The 21,596-nt window shown below is 45.6% G+C and carries 21 protein-coding genes; 9 read left to right on the forward strand and 12 right to left on the reverse strand.

Going from position 1 to position 21,596, the window contains the following annotated elements:
- Positions 1–243: 243 nt before the first annotated feature.
- Positions 244–1,635 (forward strand): Si-specific NAD(P)(+) transhydrogenase, encoded by a 1,392-nt coding sequence (gene sthA / locus WH95_RS14315; RefSeq protein ID WP_046508580.1) that lies wholly within the window; start codon positions 244–246, stop codon positions 1,633–1,635.
- 97 nt (positions 1,636–1,732) lie between these two features.
- Here the strand turns inward: sthA and WH95_RS14320 are convergent, their stop codons facing one another.
- Positions 1,733–2,209, reverse strand: a complete 477-nt coding sequence (locus WH95_RS14320; RefSeq protein WP_046508454.1) for an OsmC family protein — start codon at positions 2,207–2,209, stop codon at positions 1,733–1,735.
- Positions 2,210–2,314: 105 nt separating this feature from the next.
- On the opposite strand from WH95_RS14320, the gene WH95_RS20690 reads away from it, so the two are divergent.
- The gene (locus tag WH95_RS20690) at positions 2,315–3,214 is read left to right on the forward strand and encodes a LysR family transcriptional regulator (RefSeq protein ID WP_052742047.1); all 900 of its coding nucleotides are present in this window, start codon (positions 2,315–2,317) and stop codon (positions 3,212–3,214) included.
- Positions 3,215–3,249: 35 nt separating this feature from the next.
- Here WH95_RS20690 and WH95_RS14330 read toward each other — a convergent pair whose 3' ends face one another.
- Together WH95_RS14330 and WH95_RS14335 are read right to left on the reverse strand one after the other, a co-directional pair.
- Positions 3,250–4,215: a DMT family transporter gene (locus WH95_RS14330; RefSeq protein ID WP_082114168.1), complete on the reverse strand. Its 966-nt coding sequence runs from the start codon at positions 4,213–4,215 to the stop codon at positions 3,250–3,252.
- An 85-nt stretch (positions 4,216–4,300) separates the two neighbouring features.
- Positions 4,301–4,900 carry a nitroreductase family protein gene (locus tag WH95_RS14335; RefSeq protein ID WP_046508457.1) on the reverse strand — a complete coding sequence of 200 codons (600 nt, stop codon included), beginning with the start codon at positions 4,898–4,900 and terminating at the stop codon, positions 4,301–4,303.
- Between the two features lie 114 nt (positions 4,901–5,014).
- Between WH95_RS14335 and WH95_RS14340 the strand changes: the two genes are divergently transcribed.
- The gene (locus WH95_RS14340) at positions 5,015–5,545 is read left to right on the forward strand and encodes a MarR family winged helix-turn-helix transcriptional regulator (RefSeq protein WP_046508458.1); all 531 of its coding nucleotides are present in this window, start codon (positions 5,015–5,017) and stop codon (positions 5,543–5,545) included.
- A gap of 27 nt (positions 5,546–5,572) precedes the next feature.
- On the opposite strand, the gene WH95_RS14345 is transcribed toward WH95_RS14340, so the two are convergent.
- From WH95_RS14345 to WH95_RS14370, 6 genes are all read right to left on the reverse strand, one after another.
- Positions 5,573–6,553 carry a bestrophin family protein gene (locus WH95_RS14345; RefSeq protein WP_046508459.1) on the reverse strand — a complete coding sequence of 327 codons (981 nt, stop codon included), beginning with the start codon at positions 6,551–6,553 and terminating at the stop codon, positions 5,573–5,575.
- Between the two features lie 167 nt (positions 6,554–6,720).
- Positions 6,721–7,371, reverse strand: a complete 651-nt coding sequence (locus WH95_RS14350; protein WP_046508585.1) for an ABC-type transport auxiliary lipoprotein family protein — start codon at positions 7,369–7,371, stop codon at positions 6,721–6,723.
- Between the two features lie 89 nt (positions 7,372–7,460).
- Positions 7,461–8,495 (reverse strand): MlaD family protein, encoded by a 1,035-nt coding sequence (locus tag WH95_RS14355; protein ID WP_046508460.1) that lies wholly within the window; start codon positions 8,493–8,495, stop codon positions 7,461–7,463.
- Positions 8,496–8,609: 114 nt separating this feature from the next.
- On the reverse strand, positions 8,610–9,392 hold the full coding sequence (locus tag WH95_RS14360; protein WP_046508461.1) for an ABC transporter ATP-binding protein: 783 nt from the start codon (positions 9,390–9,392) through the stop codon (positions 8,610–8,612).
- Positions 9,393–9,394: 2 nt separating this feature from the next.
- Positions 9,395–10,522 carry an ABC transporter permease gene (locus tag WH95_RS14365; RefSeq protein WP_046508462.1) on the reverse strand — a complete coding sequence of 376 codons (1,128 nt, stop codon included), beginning with the start codon at positions 10,520–10,522 and terminating at the stop codon, positions 9,395–9,397.
- Positions 10,523–10,605: 83 nt separating this feature from the next.
- On the reverse strand, positions 10,606–11,175 hold the full coding sequence (locus WH95_RS14370; protein ID WP_046508464.1) for a CYTH domain-containing protein: 570 nt from the start codon (positions 11,173–11,175) through the stop codon (positions 10,606–10,608).
- Between the two features lie 213 nt (positions 11,176–11,388).
- Here WH95_RS14370 and WH95_RS14375 point away from each other — a divergent pair, with 213 nt between their 5' ends.
- On the forward strand, positions 11,389–12,153 hold the full coding sequence (locus WH95_RS14375; RefSeq protein WP_046508466.1) for a substrate-binding periplasmic protein: 765 nt from the start codon (positions 11,389–11,391) through the stop codon (positions 12,151–12,153).
- Positions 12,154–12,240: 87 nt separating this feature from the next.
- Here WH95_RS14375 and WH95_RS14380 read toward each other — a convergent pair whose 3' ends face one another.
- Positions 12,241–12,549, reverse strand: a complete 309-nt coding sequence (locus tag WH95_RS14380; RefSeq protein WP_046508468.1) for a hypothetical protein — start codon at positions 12,547–12,549, stop codon at positions 12,241–12,243.
- 488 nt (positions 12,550–13,037) lie between these two features.
- Between WH95_RS14380 and WH95_RS14385 the strand changes: the two genes are divergently transcribed.
- Positions 13,038–13,802: a sulfite exporter TauE/SafE family protein gene (locus WH95_RS14385; RefSeq protein WP_052742048.1), complete on the forward strand. Its 765-nt coding sequence runs from the start codon at positions 13,038–13,040 to the stop codon at positions 13,800–13,802.
- 66 nt (positions 13,803–13,868) lie between these two features.
- Here WH95_RS14385 and WH95_RS14390 read toward each other — a convergent pair whose 3' ends face one another.
- Positions 13,869–15,026 (reverse strand): TauD/TfdA family dioxygenase, encoded by a 1,158-nt coding sequence (locus WH95_RS14390; RefSeq protein ID WP_046508471.1) that lies wholly within the window; start codon positions 15,024–15,026, stop codon positions 13,869–13,871.
- Between the two features lie 241 nt (positions 15,027–15,267).
- Between WH95_RS14390 and WH95_RS14395 the strand changes: the two genes are divergently transcribed.
- On the forward strand, positions 15,268–16,422 hold the full coding sequence (locus WH95_RS14395; RefSeq protein ID WP_046508473.1) for an aminotransferase: 1,155 nt from the start codon (positions 15,268–15,270) through the stop codon (positions 16,420–16,422).
- A 37-nt stretch (positions 16,423–16,459) separates the two neighbouring features.
- On the opposite strand, the gene pdxR is transcribed toward WH95_RS14395, so the two are convergent.
- Entirely contained in the window at positions 16,460–17,959 is a 1,500-nt protein-coding gene (pdxR, locus tag WH95_RS14400) for a MocR-like pyridoxine biosynthesis transcription factor PdxR (RefSeq protein WP_046508474.1), read from the reverse strand.
- A 302-nt stretch (positions 17,960–18,261) separates the two neighbouring features.
- Here pdxR and WH95_RS14405 point away from each other — a divergent pair, with 302 nt between their 5' ends.
- The 3 genes from WH95_RS14405 to WH95_RS14415 all read left to right on the forward strand — a co-directional run bounded on the left by WH95_RS14405 (position 18,262) and on the right by WH95_RS14415 (position 21,587).
- Positions 18,262–19,356, forward strand: a complete 1,095-nt coding sequence (locus WH95_RS14405) for an extracellular solute-binding protein (protein WP_082114170.1) — start codon at positions 18,262–18,264, stop codon at positions 19,354–19,356.
- Between the two features lie 189 nt (positions 19,357–19,545).
- Positions 19,546–20,691, forward strand: coding sequence for an ABC transporter ATP-binding protein (locus tag WH95_RS14410; protein WP_046508476.1), 1,146 nt, complete (start codon positions 19,546–19,548; stop codon positions 20,689–20,691).
- Positions 20,688–21,587, forward strand: coding sequence for an ABC transporter permease (locus tag WH95_RS14415; protein ID WP_204247799.1), 900 nt, complete (start codon positions 20,688–20,690; stop codon positions 21,585–21,587). The genes WH95_RS14410 and WH95_RS14415 overlap by 4 nt, the downstream gene beginning before the upstream one ends.
- Positions 21,588–21,596: the final 9 nt, after the last annotated feature.

Below are 21,596 nucleotides of genomic sequence, written 5' to 3' on the forward strand. Positions count from 1 at the left end.
ATTTATCAGCTTTGAAATAAGAAGCTGATTTAATTAGGCGATGGGTGACTTCTCTTATTGTAAAATCAGGGGATGGCTTTAATTACTATCGGATTGATGTTGATCAATAGCGATTGAACTGATCTTGCTCTATATAGCTGAGGTTATACAGCGGATGTCATCAGAGCTATTCGTGTCGCTGGATGTTTTGATGTGTTTTCTGGCATAAAACCTGATAGAAAAGAAAGATTGCAGGGGGAAAGTATGGAACGGTATGAACTTGTTGTTATCGGCAGTGGACCATCAGGGCGCCGTGCTGCTGTCCAGGCTGCCAAATGGAACAAACGAGTTCTTGTTATCGAAAAAAGTCCTGCTATTGGTGGGGTTTCTGTTCACACTGGTACATTGCCGAGTAAAACGCTACGGGAAACTGTCCTGAATTTGTCAGGTTGGCGCGAGCGTACTTTCTATGGCCGTTCCTATCGTGTGAAAGATAACATTACTGCCGAAGACCTTCTGGAGCGCTTGCATATGACCTTGCAGCACGAGGTGGATAACCTTGAGCATCAGTTTGTGCGCAACAAGGTAGATTGGTTACAGGGGCTAGCACACTTTGTCGATCAGAACACACTTGAAGTCGTTGATGATGAAGGTGAGGTGACCTCTGTTCATGGTGACAAAATTCTTATTGCAACCGGTACGCAGCCTCATAGACCTGACTACATTCCTTTTGATGGCGAAACGATCATCGATAGCGATGAAATTATTGACCTGAAAACTTTGCCGAGATCACTTGCAGTAATTGGTGCCGGGGTGATTGGTATTGAATACGCGACTATTTTCAGTGCATTGGATGTTGCAGTCACTGTTATTGAACCGCGTGAAACCATGCTTGATTTCATTGATCGCGAGCTTATTGCTGAATTCATGCATCTTCTCAGACAGCAAAACGTCACTTTCCGTTTTGGGCAAGGAGTAGAAGCAATCGAAAAGGTCGAGGGCGGTAGCAACCTGATCCGGCTTGAGAACAAACGTATTGTCAAAGCCGATATGGTTCTTTTCTCTGCCGGAAGAATGGGGGCCACAGATAAGCTTGGCCTGGATAAAGCAGGGATCAAGGCCGACCATCGTAACCGAATTCAAGTTAACGAGAATTTTCAGACCGAAGTTGATCACATCTATGCCGCTGGCGATGTCATCGGCTTTCCAAGTCTGGCGTCAACGTCCATGGAACAGGGGCGTATTGTTGCTTGCCATGCTTTTGAGCAAGATGCCTATGATGCGCCTGAATATTTTCCCTATGGTATTTATTCTGTCCCGGAGATGTCCACAGTTGGTATGTCAGAGGAAGAAGTCCAACAGCGCGGTATTCCCTATGAATGTGGTATCTGTCATTTCCACGAAACTGCCCGAGGGCAGATTATGGGCCTCAGCCACGGTATGATGAAAATGATTTTCTCGCTTAAAACTCGACGCCTTCTCGGGGTCCATATTGTCGGGGAAGGAGCGACAGAGCTTATTCATATTGGACAGGCCGTTCTCAACCTAAAGGGGACGTTGGAGTATTTTGTAGAAAATACTTTCAACTATCCAACACTTGCCGAAGCCTACAAAGTCGCTGCATTGGACGCCTGGAACAGAATGCCGTCTGAATAGAGTGTGACCACGGTCAGTTTTGAGACTGACCGTGGCATTGTGCAGAGAATATTGTACTGGGAACATAGTACTGGGAACATAGTACTGGGCGCGTTCTCTATTTTATCTCATTCTTTATTTGTGGGTCATGGTGAATCGGAAAGTTTACCGACCTGGCTATAAAGCAGAGTTTGTTTGCTTCATGATGGAGTTGAGCGGCTTTTTCGCTATCTGAATCCTGGCTGATGGTGACGACCGGGTTAAGCGTTGCTGATGAAAACTGTCCGCTGCCATCAGAGTTCATGGTCATTGTTGCTGTTGACGTGTCTTGATAATCAACCACAACAATTTTGTTGACCGAACAGAGATGCAAATACCAGAGCATGTGGCAGGATGAAATCGACGCCAGTAACATATCTTCGGGGTTATGTCGTGTTGGGTCCCCACGAAAAGCCGGATCCGAAGAACCTGACAACGTGGTTTTGCCTTCGATTATAATATCATAGTTGCGGTCATAAGCTTTGTAATTAAGCGTTCCGTCTCCTTTGTTCCCAGTCCAGGAAAGGTGTGATTTGTATTGGTGCTCTTGGCTCATCGGCGTGATCCTGTCACAGATTATTCATTCAGGTAGAAGCATACGAAATTAATTTTATAAATAAAAATGTTTGTTTTTGATCTCAATTAATACAAAAATGAATAGATGAGTGATTGGGATGATTATCGATATTTTCAGGCCGTTATGAAATACGGTGGGCTTTCTGCTGCGGCACGAGAGCTGGGCGTGAGCCAGCCAACAGTTGGCCGACGCATTACGGCTATGGAAGAACGGTTGGGGCAGCAGCTTTTGGAACGCGATGGCAAGTATGTTCAGCCAACTGCCTATGGTCTGTTACTTGCCGAGCGAATTGCGCCCCTTGTTGAAACGGCTTTTTGTCTTGAAAGAGAATTGGAGAGCTTTGGGCAGCGCGATTATCCTCCGGTACGTTTGACCGCAACCGGGGGGCTGGCAACCTATTGGCTGCCAAAGGTTATTGCTCAACTTCAAGGGCGGGAGCCGGATTTGAAGGTTTTATTGACGCCCGGGAACCAAGTAGAAGACATAGATCGGGGTGATGCCGATATTGCATTCAGAATTGGTGGGCGAAAAGTAACAGACCTTATTGAAAAACAGATATTCGCCTTGAAAAATGCATTGTGGGCATCAGAAAAATATCTGGAGGCTTATGGAATGCCTCGTTCTAAAGCGGATCTTGGTTTGCATAAGCTTGTTGCCTTTAACGAGGTCTATATGTCGATGCCTGCTATGGAAAGTTTTGCATCACGGGAGCTTTCCCGGAATATTGTCTTTCGATCAGATAATGTACCTGTTCAGGCGCAGGCCGTGCTGGCCGGGATCGGGATCGGTATTTTGCCAAGCTATATCGCAATTCCCTTGGGGCTTTGTCGTATCCAGTGGCAAGATGTAATACCTGAAACTCAGGTTTCAATGCTGTGTCATCCTGAGGCACTGAAAAATTCTCATGTTAACTTCCTCTGGCATAGGTTCTTACAGGATGGAGCTGGCTTGATGGCCTCGCTGCAAACCCAGGATGTTTTGTGACATCCTGGATCAGTTATGGGCGTTGGGTGTGTATGTTATGCCTTTGTCCGTTGAGAAATGATGGTGATGACAATACCTATGGCTATGATTCCTGCGCCGCCCCAGGTGAAGAGACTATAACGTTCACCTAGAATAAAGGTTGCGGTAATAAGGCCGACTGCGGCGGCAACATACCCGATCTGGCTAAGAAGAACAGGCCCGCCTTTTTGTTGCAATCTAAAGAAAACCGGAAAAGTTAAACCCGCAACAACGGCTTGGGTTAGTGCTATCCAAGGAATGACTGCCAATTCAGAAATGCGAACTGTTCCTGTTGTGGCAAGAAGCAAGACAATGAAAACAAATATTGCAAAGCTATGGCTCCAGAATGCGAGGCTGTCGGGTAGAGCATTTTCGGGCCAATCGATGGTTCTGTAAATGTTACCACACGCCAAGGTTAGCGGTATGAGGATCGCTGCGATGATCCAAATCAGCTCAGGTGCTTCCGCAGATCCGGCACGGGTAATACTGACCACGATGGCCCCGATCAGGCCGATGGCAATGCCTGCTATTCCCAAAAGATTAGGTGTTTTTAGCCTGAATAAAGTTGCAAGCGCCAGTGTGAACACAGGCGAGAGGGCAAACATTAATCCTGTGTAACCCGCCCCGGCATGAGGGATAACGCTAAAGAGCAAAAGGTTAGGGATTACAAAGGAAATAAGGGCAGATAAAACCGCATAGCGTAACGTTTTGCCTTTGGGCCTTTGCAGTTGTCTGCGAAAGAGCAAGCTTGGAAAAAGCAGGCTACAAACCCCGACAGAAACCAAAAGAGCCCAGATCATCGGTGACACGTTTGCTTCACCAGCAATCTTTCCCAAGGGAAAGTTGAAACCAATCAATGTGCCGGTAATCAGGAGAAGGCTGGTTGGGCTTTTCAGTACGTTTTCACCTTTTATATTCTTGCCGCCTATTTTCTGGTCGCCAATATTCTGGTTCGGGGCATCGTCTGTTGTTGATAAGCTCATTAATCTTCTCCTGAATACTAGAGTACTTTAGCGCGGGGTAAAGTTGCAAAAAGCGAGGGGCTTCAAACGCTATGAATGGGAAGCACTATGAAAAGGTGCCAGCAAAAATAATGTCATCACTTGCAAGGCGTTGGCTTGGTACTTCTCTTTCCTGTAGTTCAGGTGCAAGAAAGTCCGGTGCTGTGTTTTTGCCAATCGCGACAGCGACCTCGACTTTATAGCGGTCGGGAAGCTTTAAGGCTTTTTGTGCTTGGTCGAAATAAAGACCAGCCATCGCGTGGGCTTTGTATCCACTGATAGAAGCTTGAAGAGCCAGTTGTGCCCAGGCTGCACCCGCGTCAAAGCTGTTGTAGTTTGAAGGGCTGTCAGGACGTGTGCCATCCCCCGATACAATCTTATCTGATATGACAAAAACAAGTGCTGAAGCATTTTGCGCCCAGCTTTTATTGAACGGATCCAGCAGGTCCAGCTGTGTGTTCCAGTGTTCATCACCACGGCGGGAATAGACAAAGCGCCAGGGCTGCACATTAAAGGCAGATGGCGCCCATCTGGCGGCTTCGAGAATGGTTTGAAGATCCGCGTCTGGAATGCTGTTGCTATCAAAAGCGCGAGGAGACCACCGGTTGATGAAGATTGGATCAATTGGGTGGTTGGGTGCGCGGTGTGGAAGTGATGTATCTGGCATTACGAAGTCCTTTACAATTTTCAGGACGTCATGTATCTCTATTTAGGATAATTTGATATAAGATATTTTGACGTCAAATAATTTGATATCGAAATAAATAAGGATTTTTTTAGGATGAGTCAAGACCCTGAAAAGGCGATTCACAAAAATAGTGCTACGTCACAGGCAGCAGAAGGTGGCCCTATGGAAGGAATTCTGGCGCAATGGCGCCGGGAACGGCCAGACATTGATCCTGCGCCAATGGCTGTTTGCGGCGAGGTTTGGCGGGCCGGGGAAAAACTTCGGCAGGGAGTTTTAAATAATATTGCCACCTATAATCTGGACTTTGCTGGCATGGATGTTTTGTTGACCTTGCGTCGTCAGGGGAGGGGAGAGACGTTATCTCCTTCTCTGTTGGCAAAGGACATGATGCTGTCGACATCTGCCATGACCAATCGGCTTGATCGCCTGGAAAAGCGTGGCCTTGTCGAGAGAAGGATGGACCCAAACGATAGGCGCGGACAAATGGTGGCCTTAACTACTGAGGGGTTTGATCTGGCAAATGAGGTCGTGGTGACGCATGTTGAAACAGAAGAAAAGTTGCTGTCAAATCTATCGCCCGAAGAACGTCAAAACCTTCGTTTCCTTTTAGAAAAGATAGCCTGATCAAAGACGAGGCTCGAGATGATGTTGTCAGGTATGATAAAAGCCATCCGGCTGTATCGGGTCGGGCAAATTCTCTTCGTTGAGGGTTTCTAGTAGATTGATTTCAATGTTGTAAGACATTGTGGTCAGGGCCAGGTCGTGTGCCGAAGTGCCAAAAGGATCTTCCAGTTCTTCACCCAATGCATCCAGACCAAAGAAGGTGTAGGCGATTATTGCGGTGACAAAAGGTGTCATGATGCCCAATGAAGTGACGAGACCGAAGGGAAGACAAAAACAATAGATATAAGCTGTTCTGTGGAGGAGCAGGTTATAGGCAAAGGGTAAAGGCGTATTATGTATCCGCTCACAAGCTGCAAGAATGGTCGATAGGGATGTCAGGCGTTCTTCCAGATTTCTTGCCGAGATCTCACCGATAAATTCTTTCTGAAGCATGTGCCTAAGTTCATCCCCCATTAAATTTAGAATGAAATTTGGCTTGTGGCGCGTGCTTTTTAAGTGACTAGAATCATCAGCGGATAAAAACCTGTGAACGTCGTTGTTATACTCAGTTCCTCTAAGGTGATGCCGCAGTGCATGTGAAAAACTGATCGCAAGTAGAACAAATCGTTTTTGATGTTCTTTGCATTCTAATGCGTAATCATTATTTTCATCGTTGTTTTCATTAAAGGGCTTGGGATCGGATCTATCTTTTGCCCATGCGTATGTTTGGACCTGCCTTGCAAGAGAACGTGTGTCGATAATCAGTTGTCCCCAAAGTTTGCGTGCTTCCCACCAGCGTTCGTAAGAAGCGCTGTTTCTAAAGCCTAAAAATATCGAGAGTGTGACACCCAGCAAAATAAAGGGCGTGACCGTTAGAATTGGCAACCAGTCAGGAAAGTTGCTGTAAAGAAAATAGACAAACAGGCCGACCAGTGCGGAAAACAAAATTTGAGGGGCAATTGTCGGAACGACAGATCCCTTGATAATGAAAAAGAGTTTAAATGCGTTGGGTTTGTCCCTGATTATCATTTGGAAACTTGCCTTGGTCGTATGTGTTTGATCGGCAAGGTTTAAGAGAATTTAATGCCAGCGCAATTCGTATCTTTGGTATAGGAGTTTTGAAATTTCGAATAGAGACAGGCGTGTATTCATGCATTGTAGAAATAAATACTGCAGCTTGGTTTATTTGATGAGCCTTAACGCGCTCTATAGTGAGAATGTGCCGTAAAAAGAGTCCATTCAACAAGCTTCTTTGTCACTTTACCCAATCCGTCGTCGAAAGCAGCAACAATCGAATTTAACTGGTCTGACTGGGCAGGGATGTTTGCTTCGAAGCTTTGCGAACCAATAATGGTCCTGCGGGGCATTTGTACAATTTTGGCGTTGAGGACGACACGGACTTCAGGTGTGCTTCCAAAATAGAGTGTTTGGAACTCACGGAGCTCTGTCTTTAAGATGAAATCTGATCTTAGGCCAATTGTTTCCCGGCCTACGGCAACAATCTTGCCCGTGTTTTCAAATGATTCCACTAAAAGTGTCTGTACCATAATTGGCGCTTTATCAACCCACCCGGCGTTTGCATAGTATTCCATTTGGTTTGTTTTACGCTGTAGGGCAATTTTTGTGGTATTGAGGCTAGCGTTGGCTGATGTTTGTTCCAGAACCAGTTGCCAGGGTACTTCGGGTAAAGTTGCGTCGAAGGTGCTTTTGGGCGACAGACGATAGAGATCAGGCAAAGGCCCTTGCCCGGGTATAAGTGTCGCGCAGGATGCAAGAAGGCCAGAAACAGGGAGCAGCCCGGCAAGCTTTAAAAAGTTACGTCGGTTGTTGTCTCTTGTATCGTCCATTGGGCTCATTCTTTTTCTGTCTTTGTCATTGTTATTTAGAAAGATCGACATAGTTCGATCAGGAAACCAGTATTTATGTTGCTTCTATATTATTCCGGGGGTTCAAAGCCCTTTTGTTTGTCGCCAAAAAAGAATCTTGCAGGGTCGCGTTCAATTTCCCCAGCGATGAGTTGCAGGTCCCGGACAAGAGTTCTGGTTTCAGATAACAGGTTGGAAAATTCGTAGAGGCCCGTTGATGTGAAATCCTGTAATGGCTCGCGGTTTTCGCTAATTAAAGCCTCTACCTGATCGCTGGTCTTTGCAAAACTACGTGCTGTTTGCTGAAAATCCTGCACCAAAACTTTTATTTCAGGTGAGCTTTCGGCAACGAGCTTATCGATGGATACTGCGGCGTTATCCAACGATGTAATAGCACTGTTGGTTTTGTTCATTATTTCCGAGCTACCCTGATGTAATTCTTCTGTTAGCTCTTTTACTGATATTGATACAGTTTTCATGTTGCTGGCGGTCATCGCTGTATCGTCAATGAGACGGGCAATCTGGTTTTCTTTTTCAGCAAGCGCCTGTGTCAGTGCTTCAATATTTTTCAGGGTTTGTGCAATGCTTGCTCTGTTTTGATCGTTAAAGAGATCATTGCCTCGGGCAAGAAGCACATTGGCATTTGAAACAAGTTCCGGAGCACCTTCCAATAGTTGGTCCAAGGCCGATGTTTTGGACTGAATCACCGGGTGCCCATAAGGGCCTTTCTCGACAAGGGCTTCGGACTGCATATTTCCGATGGTCAACTGGATGGATTTAACCCCTGTAATCCCCTCGAGTTGCAGGGTTGCTGTTGTATCTTTCTTAACGGGTGTACCTTCTTCGACTTCGAGTAAAATAACGACCTCTTCGGCTGGCTTGTCAGGTGACAGCGAGACGTCAATCACTTCCCCTACATTAACCCCATGGTAGCGAACGGGGCTACCGGGTTTCAGGCCAGTGACGTCGCCACGATAAATAATATTGTAATTGGCATAGCTGCGGTCAGCTTCAAATTTGGCGAGCCAGATTACAAAGACCAGTGCCCCGATAAAAAAGGCAATGACAAAAGAACCGACAATCATATGGTTTGCACGGGTTTCCATTATATCTCCTCGGCAAGGCAGGATGCCCTGATATCAGCTTTTGTTAGAGTATAGCTTTTTGTTTGGTCTCTGTTAAAAAATCTCATAAGAGTGTCGGCTATTGTTTCTATAATATCAGTCATGTGATCTTGTCGCGGCACGTCCCCTGGGGCCGCCGAAATATTCTTTAATCCATGGATCTTCTTCCTTGGACAGTTCAGTAATGGTACCAACCTTGATTTTTTTATCCAATAAAACGCCAATGCGATTACAAATGGCGTGAAGTGAGTCCAGGTCGTGGGTGATCATAATAACGGTGAGGCCAAGGGTATCTTGCAGCTTTGCGATTAAGTCATCAAATTGGGCTGCACCAATGGGATCAAGACCAGCTGTTGGTTCATCCAGAAAAAGAATATCTGGGTCAAGGGCTAGCGCGCGGGCAATCCCGGCTCGTTTTCTCATGCCGCCTGACAGTTCGGACGGATACTTGCCGCCGGCTTCAATGGGTAAGCCTGCTAATGCAATTTTCAAGGCCGCGATCTCTCGTACAAACTGTGCGGGAAGGTTTGTATGTTCGTTTATAACCGCTTCAATGTTCTGCGAAACCGTCAGTGAAGAAAAGAGCGCGCCATCCTGAAAGAGAACACCCATGCGCTGCCTTAGAGAGGCCAGTTCGGCCTGTGAAATCTGATCGACATCCTGTCCAAGAATTTTAATTGTTCCGGCAGCTTTGTGATTGAGTCCTACAATTGTTCGCATCAGAACAGATTTTCCGGTTCCGGACCCGCCAACAATCCCTAAAACTTCGCCTTTTCTGATATCCAGGTTGAGTTGATTGTGAAGAATATGGTCCCCGAACTGATTCCGGATATCTTTTAGAGATATAACAAAATCCCGGGATTTAAGTTCTTTTGGCATTCTCAAATTCCCATCACGGAAAAGAGGATGGAAAGAAGAGCATCCAAAACGATTACAAAGAAGATAGCTTCAACAACAGATCGGGTTGTTTGTCGGCCGACTGATTCTGCGCTTCTGCTGACCTGTAGTCCTTCGTGGCAACCGATCAAAGCAATGATAAATGCAAATATTGGGGCTTTGATCATGCCGACAAAAAAATCACCGAGAGATGCGGCATCCTGAAGATAGCGAATGTACTGGAACAGCGATAAATCCAGGGTGATCATTGTCATGGCTGCCCCGCCGAGCAATCCCATGATATCGGCATAGAAGGTGAGAAGGGGTAACACCAGAATGAGGCCGAAGATTCGGGGAAGTACCAGAACATCAATTGGGTCGAGACCAATGGTGCGCATGGCATCAATTTCTTCATTCACCTTCATCGTACCCAACTGTGCGGTGAATGCGCTGCCTGACCGACCGGCAACAATGATTGCCGTTAACAGAATTCCCATTTCTCTCAGGACACCAACCGCGACGAGGTTGATGGTAAAGATTTGTGCACCAAAGCGTTCGAGTTGTCCGGCCCCCTGAAAAGCAAGGACAACACCAATAAGAAATGAAATCAGACCCACAATAGGAAGCGCATGAATCCCGATCTGTTCCATCTGCGCAACAAGAGGTGTCCAGCGAATACGCCGGGGGTTAATAAGCTGTTTTCCAAAAGCGTTGAGAACAAGCCCCAGAAAAGTGACCAATTCACGCCCCTGGGTCATAATCTTGAAAAAGCTTTCACCCGTATCGGTGAGAAGTTTTCTTATGCCCTTTAGTGTTGTTTCAGGAGGGCATTCCTTAACGCGGTGTTTTTCTACCGTATCCAGAATTTGTCTGACATGTTTCGGAACATTTTTCAGTGATGTTTTCTGTCCGCTTGTTTTAACATCATCTCTGTACTTTAAAAAATAAAGGGCGCCAGCTGTGTCCATGACCTCAACGTTTTTAAGATCAAAAATTTGTTCATCATGACCTGATTTATTTTTACGGGGTGTTTGTGCGATAAGCTTAGCAAGCTCTTGTGTGGTCCAGGAACCGGAAAGAGCACAGGTCAGGGTCGTCTTGTCAGAAGAGAACTTGATTTCCGGTGACGTCAAACTATCAGTGGCCGCTTTTTTGTTTCAATGGGTTAGTTAATATATTACCCGTTTTTTTCCTAAAAAAGCCAGTTTAAAGAAAGTTATGTGACCTGATAGGTTGAAACGAGTTCCCGCACGGCATCTTCACCTGCGATAAAAGCTGCTTCTACCTGTTTTGCATATTCAACATGCAAAAGACGCTTGTTGGACAGAGTTTTGTCGTGGCGGCCAGTTCCACCCAGTACATAATCTTTTATCAGGTCGGGAGGTGTCGGGACTGTGCGTTGGTTTTCTGGTAATTCTACTTCGGCTAAAGAGAAATATGTTTTGCCATCCTGTTTTAGAAAATCGACATCCCATGTCACATCATCGATGATGAATTTGAAGCGGATTTTTGTGACATCATATTCGCGCACAGACCAAAGACGGTTAAAATCGTCTTCGGATATATCTGTTTCGATTTCTATAACGTCATCATCGACACGTTGTTTGTATGTAAAAATATAGCGAATGCTTTGTGCCTGAAGATCGCGCCATTCCCGAATACGAGCACCTTTTCTGATGTAGCCCTGTCGAATGGCGACACGGAAATAATCCGAGGCCAATAACCTTGCTTCCAGCTTGCCCTCTGGATCATGGAGGGCAAATTTATACTCGTTTTCAATTGGCACTTTCTTGCCTTTCACCTTTGCAGAAAAGATTTATTACCTTTTTCCAGCTGTGCAAGCCAGAGCAAGAAGGTACTGTCATAATAGTTTCATATTTCTCAATTTTCTTTAAATAACTATGTAAAGTTATGCACTTAATATAACGCTTGATGGTCAATGAAATTGTTGTAATGATCTGCTTACGTTTGGTTTTATTTGGTTTGGTTGCTTGCGTTTATGAAGTCTAGCTTGCTTGTTCTGTGTTTTATGCTGTCATCGATCAATGCTGTGTTTGCAGCGGATATACCGTTGAAAGCAGTTGTGTTGGCAGAAGAACCTTGGGGCTTTTATAATGAAGCGGGCGATGTCGATGGTGTGACAGTCTCTTATTTTAAGCGTTTGTCAAAATTTTTGAATGAACCTGTCGAAGTGTTTCTTGTTCCACGACAAAGGCTCCTTCACGGTATGAAAAAAGGAACCTATGACTTAACGATTACATTTCGAGACTATTTGCCAGAAGAGTTTGCGACAGCTTTGGACCCAACCATACAACTAGATAAAATGCTTGTTGGGTTGAAGGGGCTGGATATCAAATCGCGTGAAGATATCGAAGGGTTACGACTGGCTGTGGTAAGAGGGGCAAGTACTGGATCCTGGGTAGATCAGAACGAGGCGATCAAGAAAGTTGAAACAGCTAATTTTACCGAGGCATTGTGGTTACTTAAAAAAGGTCGTGTAGATGTCGTAACCGGAACCAAGCAGGTCATCCATGCTTCTTTGGCCAAGGTTGGCATGACAGCAGAAGATATTGGAACACCTTATTTTTTAAGTTGTAAGCATGTTCTTTTGATGCTCTCCAAGGCTTCGCCAAACTATGTTCGAAAAGCTAAAATTAAAAAGGCGGCTGAAGAACTCAGAAATAGTCCCGAATGGGATGTGCTATTAAGGGATGCAACAAAAATCGCACCCAACTTGATTCATGACTACAGCAACCACAACTAGCCATGACTAAAGAACCCGGGCTTGGCCTATCTTGATCGTGGAAGTTGTGGGCGCCTATCTTGGCCAAGCGCCCGCAACAATGGTTTCTTAATTATATACATATTTTGATGTATTGGCGTTATAAAGCGATGCTTCCTGAGTGTTATTTAAGATATAGAAAGCAACTCTTGTGCTCGGCGTCTTAATGGTACTTTTCTTTTGCCAGGATGTTTCGCGCTGAGACGTTTTCCATTGTTGGGCAACTTTTTGTCTCCAAGCGGCGTCTTTCGCCAGGGCGGCAAGGGTCATCGCTTCACCTTTATGGTTTTTGGGAACGATGATGTCCTGTGAAAAAGCCTGAACGGTAAGCGTCGATGATAAAGTGATCAGGGATAGAGCAAGCATAAGTTTTTTCATAACAAGAATTCCAAATACAGTTTTAAGACAGTGAATTATTTAAATCGAACGGTCGATTTGGTTTGTCAGGCCTAACCATTCATTCATTTAGGCCTTTTAATGCGGTGCTTTGGATTAAAAGGCGCGGACTTAAATTTCATTCATACACGGTTTAAATACTGCAATTTGGGCTCCTCTTACTTATCGGTTTGTTTGTTCAGGATTTGATGTCTAGAACAACAGTTAAACTATCCTCAGTTGGTCGTGACACTTAATCTAACCAATAATCCCGGTTTTTGGTGTGATATTAAAAAGACAACCATTTGTTCACAAAAAGGCAGGGCGTCTCGTTTTTGTGGGAAAAGGTTAACGTCATAGTTTTTTTGAGATTTGTTTTTAAAACAATGTGTTATGTGGGTTTTTATGTCCGGGATATCCTTGAGCTTGCTTTTGGCGAGATTAAAAGTGTAACTGTGTGACACATTATTCTCACAGGATCGCCGCGCTTTATGTTGCCAGATGTCACACTTAGTTTTTATGTCGTTGCTGCCTTTGCCGTTTTAATCACCGGTATTTCCAAAAGTGGTTTTTCTGGTGGAATGGGAGCCTTGACTGTGCCTTTGATGGCGATGTTTATTTCTCCCTTTAAAGCTGCTGCTATCATGCTTCCGATATTGTGTTGCATGGATTTACTCAGCATCTGGGCCTATCGGAAAAGCTTTCACCGTAAAAATTTGATTATATTGGTTTTGGGGGCCTTATCAGGCATTGGTATTGGGACTTTGACCTATAGTTATGTCGATGCCAATGATATCCGAATTTTGCTTGGACTTTTGACCCTGTTGTTTGGGGTAAGTTATTTTGTTGGCGATCAAAAAGAAAAAAAACGGACAGAGGCGTCATCGTCGGTTGGGGGTGTCTGTGGTGTGATTGCTGGGTTTACCAGCTTTGTTGCTCATGCAGGTGGTCCCCCGGTTAAGTTTTTTCTGTTAAGGCAGCGGTTGGACAAGACAGTGTTTGTCGGGACAAATGTTGCCTTCTTTTTGATTGTTAATCAGGTTAAACTGATTCCCTATGCCTGGATGGGGCAATTTTCTAATGAAAACCTGCTATTATCGCTTATCTTTTTACCAATTGTGCCCTTGGGGATTTGGTTGGGGTTAAAGCTGCATAAATTGATTGCCCCTGAATTATTCTATCAGATCAGTTATCTGATGATGATATTGGCAGGTGGCAAACTACTTTATGACGGTATGTCTCCGCTGGTTTTTTAAAAAGGCAAAAGCTCGATCAGTTATGACCGAGCTTTTAGAAGGGGGGCAGGGCGTTTGCCCAAAACATTAACCGTATTTGCGCTCTAGAACACGTAATCGGCTGTCAAAATCGCTACGATCCACGTAACAGCCGCGTAAATGCCGTGCGCCACTATAACCTGGACCGGCTTCGTAGGCGTTTCGACCATGCATGACGCGTCGGTTATCAAAGATACATAGATCGCCCGGTTTCATCTTAATGGAAATAACAAATCGAGAGTCATTGATAAGGTCCATGAGTTTTCTATAGGCCAGATAAAAACTGTCCATTATGCTTTCATCCATATCAAAGGTATCGACCAGATGAGGACTGTATCTCAGTTCTACAAGGTTGCCATTTTCATCGACATTGATGATTGTTTTCCGTGTACGGATGTCTGTTTCAAAGTCATGAAATCGCATTGGGACAGTTATGGTCGTTAACAGGTGGAAAGCATCCGGATCTGTTTCTCTTAGTTCTTCTATAATTTTGAAGCCATCGGCATAGGTTGATTCACCTCCTTGACTGTCATTTACAAGGCAGTGAAGGAATTGGTATCCCGGTGGTGTCTCTTGATTGATCAAATCAATGTGCAGCGGCAGGGCTTCGGATGTATAGGCATTGTTTATCGGATTGGGTTTTGATTGTACGTCAAAAACAGTACCAAAGTTTGTCTGCCGCAGGAAGGAAATGCGATTGGCCACATCGGTCACACCCTCGTCAGTACAGGGCACGTTACGCACATAGGAAATTCCTGATTTTTTAACTTCTTTTAACCAGTTAAAGAGGACCAGATCATCTTGCATCAGATCGCTGTAATCAACCTCGTACAGGCTGTTCAGGATTTCCGTCCCCCACGGTTCGATAACAGATGTAAGCGTTTTTTTGAAATCCGGGGAATAGGCATTTTCATAAAGCCATTGAAGTGGATAGGCGCTTTTATGCGCACCTTCTGACCAGGTAATGTAAAGGGTGGTTGTATCAAAGGTGCCTTCGAATGCGTAGATGTCAGGGCTTACTGTTGTCAGGTTGAATAAACGCTCTTGAGTAGAGGGGTGAAAGCCGCTGGGGCAGTTATCGCGAAGCCACAGATAATGGAAATTTGCATTTTTTCCGTCCGACCACCTGATTTCAAGCGACCGTTCAGAAAGTTTCAATGTTTCTGCTAAAACATGAAATTGCTCTTCTTGGGCGAGCGAACTCATTTGCTACTCCATAGATAACTGTTTTGTCTCCACTGGGTGAGGGAGAATCTGTTGATGATTTAAAAAGAATTTGGAGTAGATCAGCGTTATGGGGAAGTGATTTTATTTGGTGAACCAGTCAGTTTTTCTCAGGGGACTGGCTAACGAATAATCAGATCGATAATAGTTTGAACTTTCATTGTGTATAAACCAGCTAAGATGTTACTATTAATACAAGAAATTCTAAACGGGAGCCAACACCATGAAAGATGCCAATTCTGTCCTCTCTTCTTATAGTACCACTGTTTTCGAAGTGATGTCCCAATTGGCGCTGGAACATGATGCGATTAATTTGGGTCAGGGATTTCCCGATGAAGATGGCCCGGAAGAGTTACGAAAAATAGCCGCTGACAGCCTTATGGAAGGGCCGAACCAGTATCCGTCAATGATGGGTATTCCTGAACTGCGTCAAGCGATCGCGAAGCACGATAAAAAGTTCTATGGCATTAATCTGGATTGGAAGACAGAGGTGATGGTGACCTCTGGCGCCACGGAAGCTCTGGCGGATTGTTTGTTCGGGTTGATTGAGCCGGGCGATGAAGTTGTGGTGCTTGAGCCGTCCTATGATTGTTATATTCCGCTTATTAAAAGAGCAGGGGGCATTCCCGTAACTGTCCAGATGTCGGCGCCGGACTGGAAATTACCAATCGAAGAGCTGGACGAAGCTCTTACGCATGACACCAAACTGATTATTATCAACAGCCCGATGAACCCGACTGGAAAGGCATTTCATTGGGAAGAGCTGGAAGCCTTGGCTGAATTATGCCTGCGCTATGATATCTATGCGGTTTGTGATGAAGTGTATGAGCATCTCATTTTTGACGGGCGCAAACACTATCCACTCATCACGCTTCCGGGTATGAGAGATCGTACTGTCCGTATTGGCTCTGCCGGGAAAAGTTTTGCGCTCACAGGCTGGAAAATCGGTTATATTTGCGGCGCGCCAGAGGTTCTGGCCCCGATTGCCAAGGCACATCAATTTACCACCTTTACCACACCGCCAAACTTGCAAAAGGCTGTGGCCGCCGGGCTGTCAAAAGACAAAAGCTATTTTGCTAGTATGACAAAAGATTTGGAAGCTAAACGAGATTATCTTGCCAAAGCACTGGCTGATATTGGTTTTGAGGTTCTGCCCTGTGATGGAACCTATTTCGTAACCGTTGATATTCGCGGTGTTCATAATGGCAGGGATGAAGAGTTTTGTCGTTACATAACGACCGAGGCAAAGGTGGCCGCAATTCCGGTTAGCGTGTTTTACGATATGGAAGGTCCATCGAACCTTGTCCGTTTTTGCTTTAGCAAACGCAGGGAAGTTCTCGAAGAAGCGGTGAGCAGATTAAGGAAGGCTTTGTCGTAAGTTCTTTACTGTTAAAGGTGAAAGAGATCCTTGGTTATCAGAGGATCTCTTTCAGTATTTTCGCCATGCCTTTGATCCCATCGGGGATTTTTTCTTCGGGTGTGCCAGCAAAACCGATCATGAAGCCCTTTCGTTTGAGTGGGGTCATGCAGTAATAGTCCAGGTTATTTACGGCGTATCCAGCGGATCGTAGAGTTTGTTCTACCTGTTCAGGGTCGGCATGGTCGGGAAGCCATGCGTTACAGTGAAATCCCTGTTCTACCGGATTAATTTCAACCAGACCTTTGAGGTGTTTTTCTGCGGCTTCAATAAGAATTTGCTGACGCTGGTGATAGATCCGACGCATTTTCCGCATGTGTGTTGCGAAGAAACCTTCGTTTATAAAGTCGGCAATGATTTGTTGCGTCAATTTAGGGGTTGAACGTTGTAATATGGTCGAGGCGTGTGCAAAATCTTCGGCCATTGATTTGGGAACAATCATATAGCCCAACCGAAGGCCGGGGAAGAGAATCTTAGTGAAGGAACTGACGTAGAGTACACGCCCACCCTTGTCGAGGCCTTGCAGAGCAGATAGCGGACGACCCGTGTATCTGAATTCACTGTTATAATCGTCTTCGAAGATCCAGGTGTTGTTTTGTTGCGCCCATTCCAAAAGCTTGATCCGTCGCGTGAGGGGCATGCGATAGCCCAAGGGGTGTTGGCTTGATGGTGTTACATAAGCAAGGCGTGCCGGTGTGTTTTTAACTTCTTCCGGGCAAAGATCAGGGTTGAAGCCATGTTCATCCAAAGGAACAGGCACGACATTGGCACCTGTGCCTTCAAATACACAGCGTGCAGCCGTGTGACCGGGATCTTCCATCCAGACTGTATCGCCGGGGTCAAGCAGAAGCTGACTTGCAAGGTTCAGGGCTGACTGAGTGCCAGAGGTAATAATTATTTGTTCGGGTGTGCATCGCACCGAACGGGATGTTTTCAGATAGCTTGAAATCGCTTCTCGTAAAGGCATGAAACCGCCGCGATCTGCATAGGTCAGATCATCGTTAGATGGTTTGCGTTGATATCGGTTGGTCAGGCGAGAAAAAACATCATGGGGTAATAATTCGTATGCAGGTTGGCTTGGCCTAAAGGTGTAAATGCCTTCGGGTTCGTATTGATGCGGCAGCTCCGAATATCTAAGTCCCCGCTTTGAAAGGGTTAAATCGGGATCTTCGTCGAAAGAATCGGGGTCGTCATCACTGGCAGATTGATAAAAATCTGTCATGGCTGATAAACGATGGGTTACATAAGTTCCGGCACCGCGGCGTGTTTCCAGAAAACCTTCGGATATCATTTGCTCAATCGTATTAATAACCGTTGTTCTGGAAATTTCGAGTTCAGTTGCGATTGTTCGGCTTGCCGAAAGCTTGGTCCCGGGGGGTAAGTCACCGGAAAGAATAAGCTTTCTGATCCCGCTGTAGAGTTGTCGGTAGAGCGGGGTGTGTGATGTCGGGTCCAGTTTAATGCCTTCTAATAAGGCGCCGGATGCAAATTTAGCCATAATCGTGAACTTAATGTAAAATTGGTCTGCTTGGGTGTCCAATAATGGATCTTAAAGTGATGCCACTATCTGTGTAGTATTTCCAAAATAACAAAGCCGCAAGCAAAACCGTGTAAAAGCGGAATTGCAAACAAAGTTCAATGTCACTGTAATACATGCCCTGTAGGTGTGCATTCATGATAAGAAAATGTTCATTCTGAACATTAAGATCAGACTTGGAGAGCTCTTGTTCGGTGAATGAAAGGTTCAGTTTGAGCCTATGACGTATTCGAACATGCGCATTATTAAACACGGAGGTTTTTATGACTAACACGAAAGCCAAGCTTTCGCTTAAACAGGCAATTCTGGGTGTAACTGCGGTTGCAGGATTGGCATTTGCTGGTCAAGTACAGGCAGAAGAACTACGCCTTCTTACTTGGGGTGGTTATGCACCTGAATCTGTTGTTAAGCAGTTCAAGGAAGAAACTGGTATCGATGTTAAGGTTACTAAATCTAACAACGAAGAAATGATCGCAAAGCTTCGTGCGACTGGCGGCGGCGGGTTCGACCTTGCACAGCCAAGCCAAGACCGTATTTCCGGTGCGCAGGCCGAACACAGAATTTACAAGCCAATCGATCTTTCAAAAATCGATTCCAGCCAGTTCATTGGCTCTATGCTTGAAGCAACTAAGACCAACACAACATACAAGGGCGATGTCTATGGCGTGCCGCACGTATGGGGTACAAGTGGTCTGGTTCTGAACACAAAGCTGGCAAGCACTGTTAAAGACTATACAGATCTTTGTAACGATGCTGTTGCTGGTAAAGTTTCTTACCGTCTAAAACGCCCGACATTGATCGGTTTTGCATTTGCCCTTGGCCACGATCCATTTGCGGCCTATGGCGATAAAGCTAAATACGAAGAAATCATGGGCGATGTTGAAAAGAAACTCATTTCCTGTAAAGCAAATGTAAAAACATACTGGGAAGGTGGCGATGCCCTTCTTAGTTTGGTTCGTTCCGGCGAAGTTGTTGCCGCTATGGCTTGGGATACAGGCGGATGGAAGCTTAATAACGACAATGCTGATGTAACTTTTGTTGCGCCTAAATCCGGTGCTCTTGGTTGGATTGATACCTTTGTTCTGCCAAAGAAAACTGAAAACGAAGAAGCTGCTTACAAGTGGATCAACTTTGTAATGCGTCCTGAAATTGCAGCACAGATTACCGCTGCTGCGGGTAACTTTACAGCGTCCAAAGGTGCTGATGAGCACGCTGATGACAAACTGAAAGCTCAGTTTCAGGGTAGCTTCCCGCAGGAAGATCTGGATAACATTAAATGGTATCCAACAGTACCACCAGGGCTTGAGACCATCGAAGGTAAAGTTCTGGACCGTGTGAAAGCTGCTTCTTCTAACTAAGAAGACGGTGCCATTCGGTGCATAAACGGCGGCCCCCGGTCTTAATAGAGATCGGGGGCATTGCCATAAGCGGAATGATGGACTGATTTTCCGCTAAAGCCCTAATCTCGGGGGGCTGAAAGAAAACCTGACATAACAGGTCTTCAGACCTGATAAAACACAACATCCTTTCGTAGGTAAGTAAAGAATATGAGCAATCAATTGGATCTTGAGTGTCGCCAGCTGGTGAAGTCCTTTGGGAAATTTACCGCGGTTGATAATGTGTCTTTGGAAATTCCAAAGGGATCTTTCTTCTCAATACTCGGTCCAAGTGGCTGTGGTAAAACCACTCTGTTACGTATGCTTGCCGGTTTTATTGAACCGACAGCCGGCGATATTGTTATTAAAGAACAATCCATGTTGGGGGTTCCCCCGAACAAGCGCCCTGTGAATATGGTCTTTCAGCATCTCGCGCTTTTCCCAATGATGAACGTGGCCGAGAATATTGCCTATGGCCTAAAGCGCAGAAAATTGCCGCAAGCCGAAATTGATAAAAAAGTTGCTGACGTTCTGGAACGCGTCAGCCTGCCCGATGCTGGACCAAAGGACGTCACACAGCTTTCCGGTGGGCAGCGTCAGCGCATAGCAATTGCGCGCTCGCTTGTTCTGGAACCTGCAGTTTTACTTCTTGATGAGCCGCTAGGGGCTCTCGATTTAAAACTTCGCGAACATATGAAAGTAGAGCTGAAACAGCTTCAGCATGAGGTTGGAACAACCTTTGTCTATATTACGCATGATCAATCAGAAGCGTTGGTGATGTCCGATAATGTTGCCGTTATGAACGAAGGCCGCTTTGAACAAGTCGGATCCCCGCAGGATCTTTATTACAATCCACAAACGGCTTTTGTTGCCGGATTTGTGGGGGATACAAATCGCTGGAGTGGTAGGGTTGATTCGCTTGATGGTGGACAGGCGCTGGTATTACTTGACGATGGTGGCGTTATTGCCGGGATAAGCGGTAATGACAGGACGCTTAATGTTGGCGATCGTGTCGAACTTTTTGTACGTCCCGAGGCGATTACTATTGAACGTGACAGCTCGGCACAAACAGGCGCGCATCTCGAAGATGGTCAAAATACCCTGTCCGGCATTGTTGAAAACCTTCTGTTTGATGGTGCAAACAGCCGTGCTCAGGTGCGAGATCAGCAGACAGGACATCAGGTAACCGTTTCCTTGCCGCAAACCGGTGCTTTTAGTGATCTCAAGTCAGGTGAACAGCTCCGTTTGTCCTGGGGAGTGGATAAGGCCCGCGCTTATATCTCTCAGGCTGGTGTTGGTAAGGAGCAGGCAGCATGAGTACACTCCAGATGACCTCTGGAACAGAAAAGAGCGATACAATCCCGATGATCAAGCTCGGGACTTTCCTTTTGATGTTGCCACTTTTGCTCTGGCTGTTCCTACTTATTATTTTGCCGCATCTTGATCTTTTGACGGTTTCTTTACGTGAAAAGCTGGGGTATCGGGAATACGCTTTCAGTCTGCAAAACTATATCGAATTTTTTACTGAGCCTCTTTACTGGAACACTTTTGTTCGAACGGCAGTTATGTCGATTGTTGCGACAGCTATAACCCTGGTCGTGGGCTTCCCGGTGTCCTATTACATCGCCAAGGTGATCAAGGGCAAAAAGCGTAATCTGTTGTTTATGATGTGTCTGATCCCCTTTTGGGTTTCGGAACTTGTCAGGACTTTTGGGTGGATGATTCTGCTGCGTGAATCCGGTGTGATCAGTAGCTTCCTGCAATGGGCTGGTCTGGTTGATGGCCCTGTTGAGCTGCTCTATAGTGATGCAACCCTGATGGTCGGTTTGGTATATACATCCATGCTGTTTATGGTCGTGCCGTTGGTTTCTGTTTTGGACACGCTGGATGATAGCCTGATCGAAGCGGGGTATGATCTGGGGGGGAGTACCTATTCCATTCTGCGCGAGATTGTTATTCCACACGCGATGCCGGGGATTGCTTCGGGCTGTATCGTCGTTTTTATGTTGACGCTGGGGAACTATCTGACGCCAACGCTTCTTGGCGGTAAAGACAGTCTTTGGTTTACCGAGCAAATCTATAACCAGTTTATTACCCGCTTTAACTGGGAATCTGGTTCTGCTTTTGGCTTCCTGCTTTTGTTCCTGTCATCTGTCATCGTTTTTGTCGGCTTGAAGTTAAGTCGCCAGACACTTGCTGATACTGTGAAATAAGGAGCTTTG

It is taken from the genome of Kiloniella litopenaei, from assembly GCF_000982415.1.
In the GTDB taxonomy this organism is placed as follows: Bacteria; Pseudomonadota; Alphaproteobacteria; order Kiloniellales; family Kiloniellaceae; genus Kiloniella; species Kiloniella litopenaei.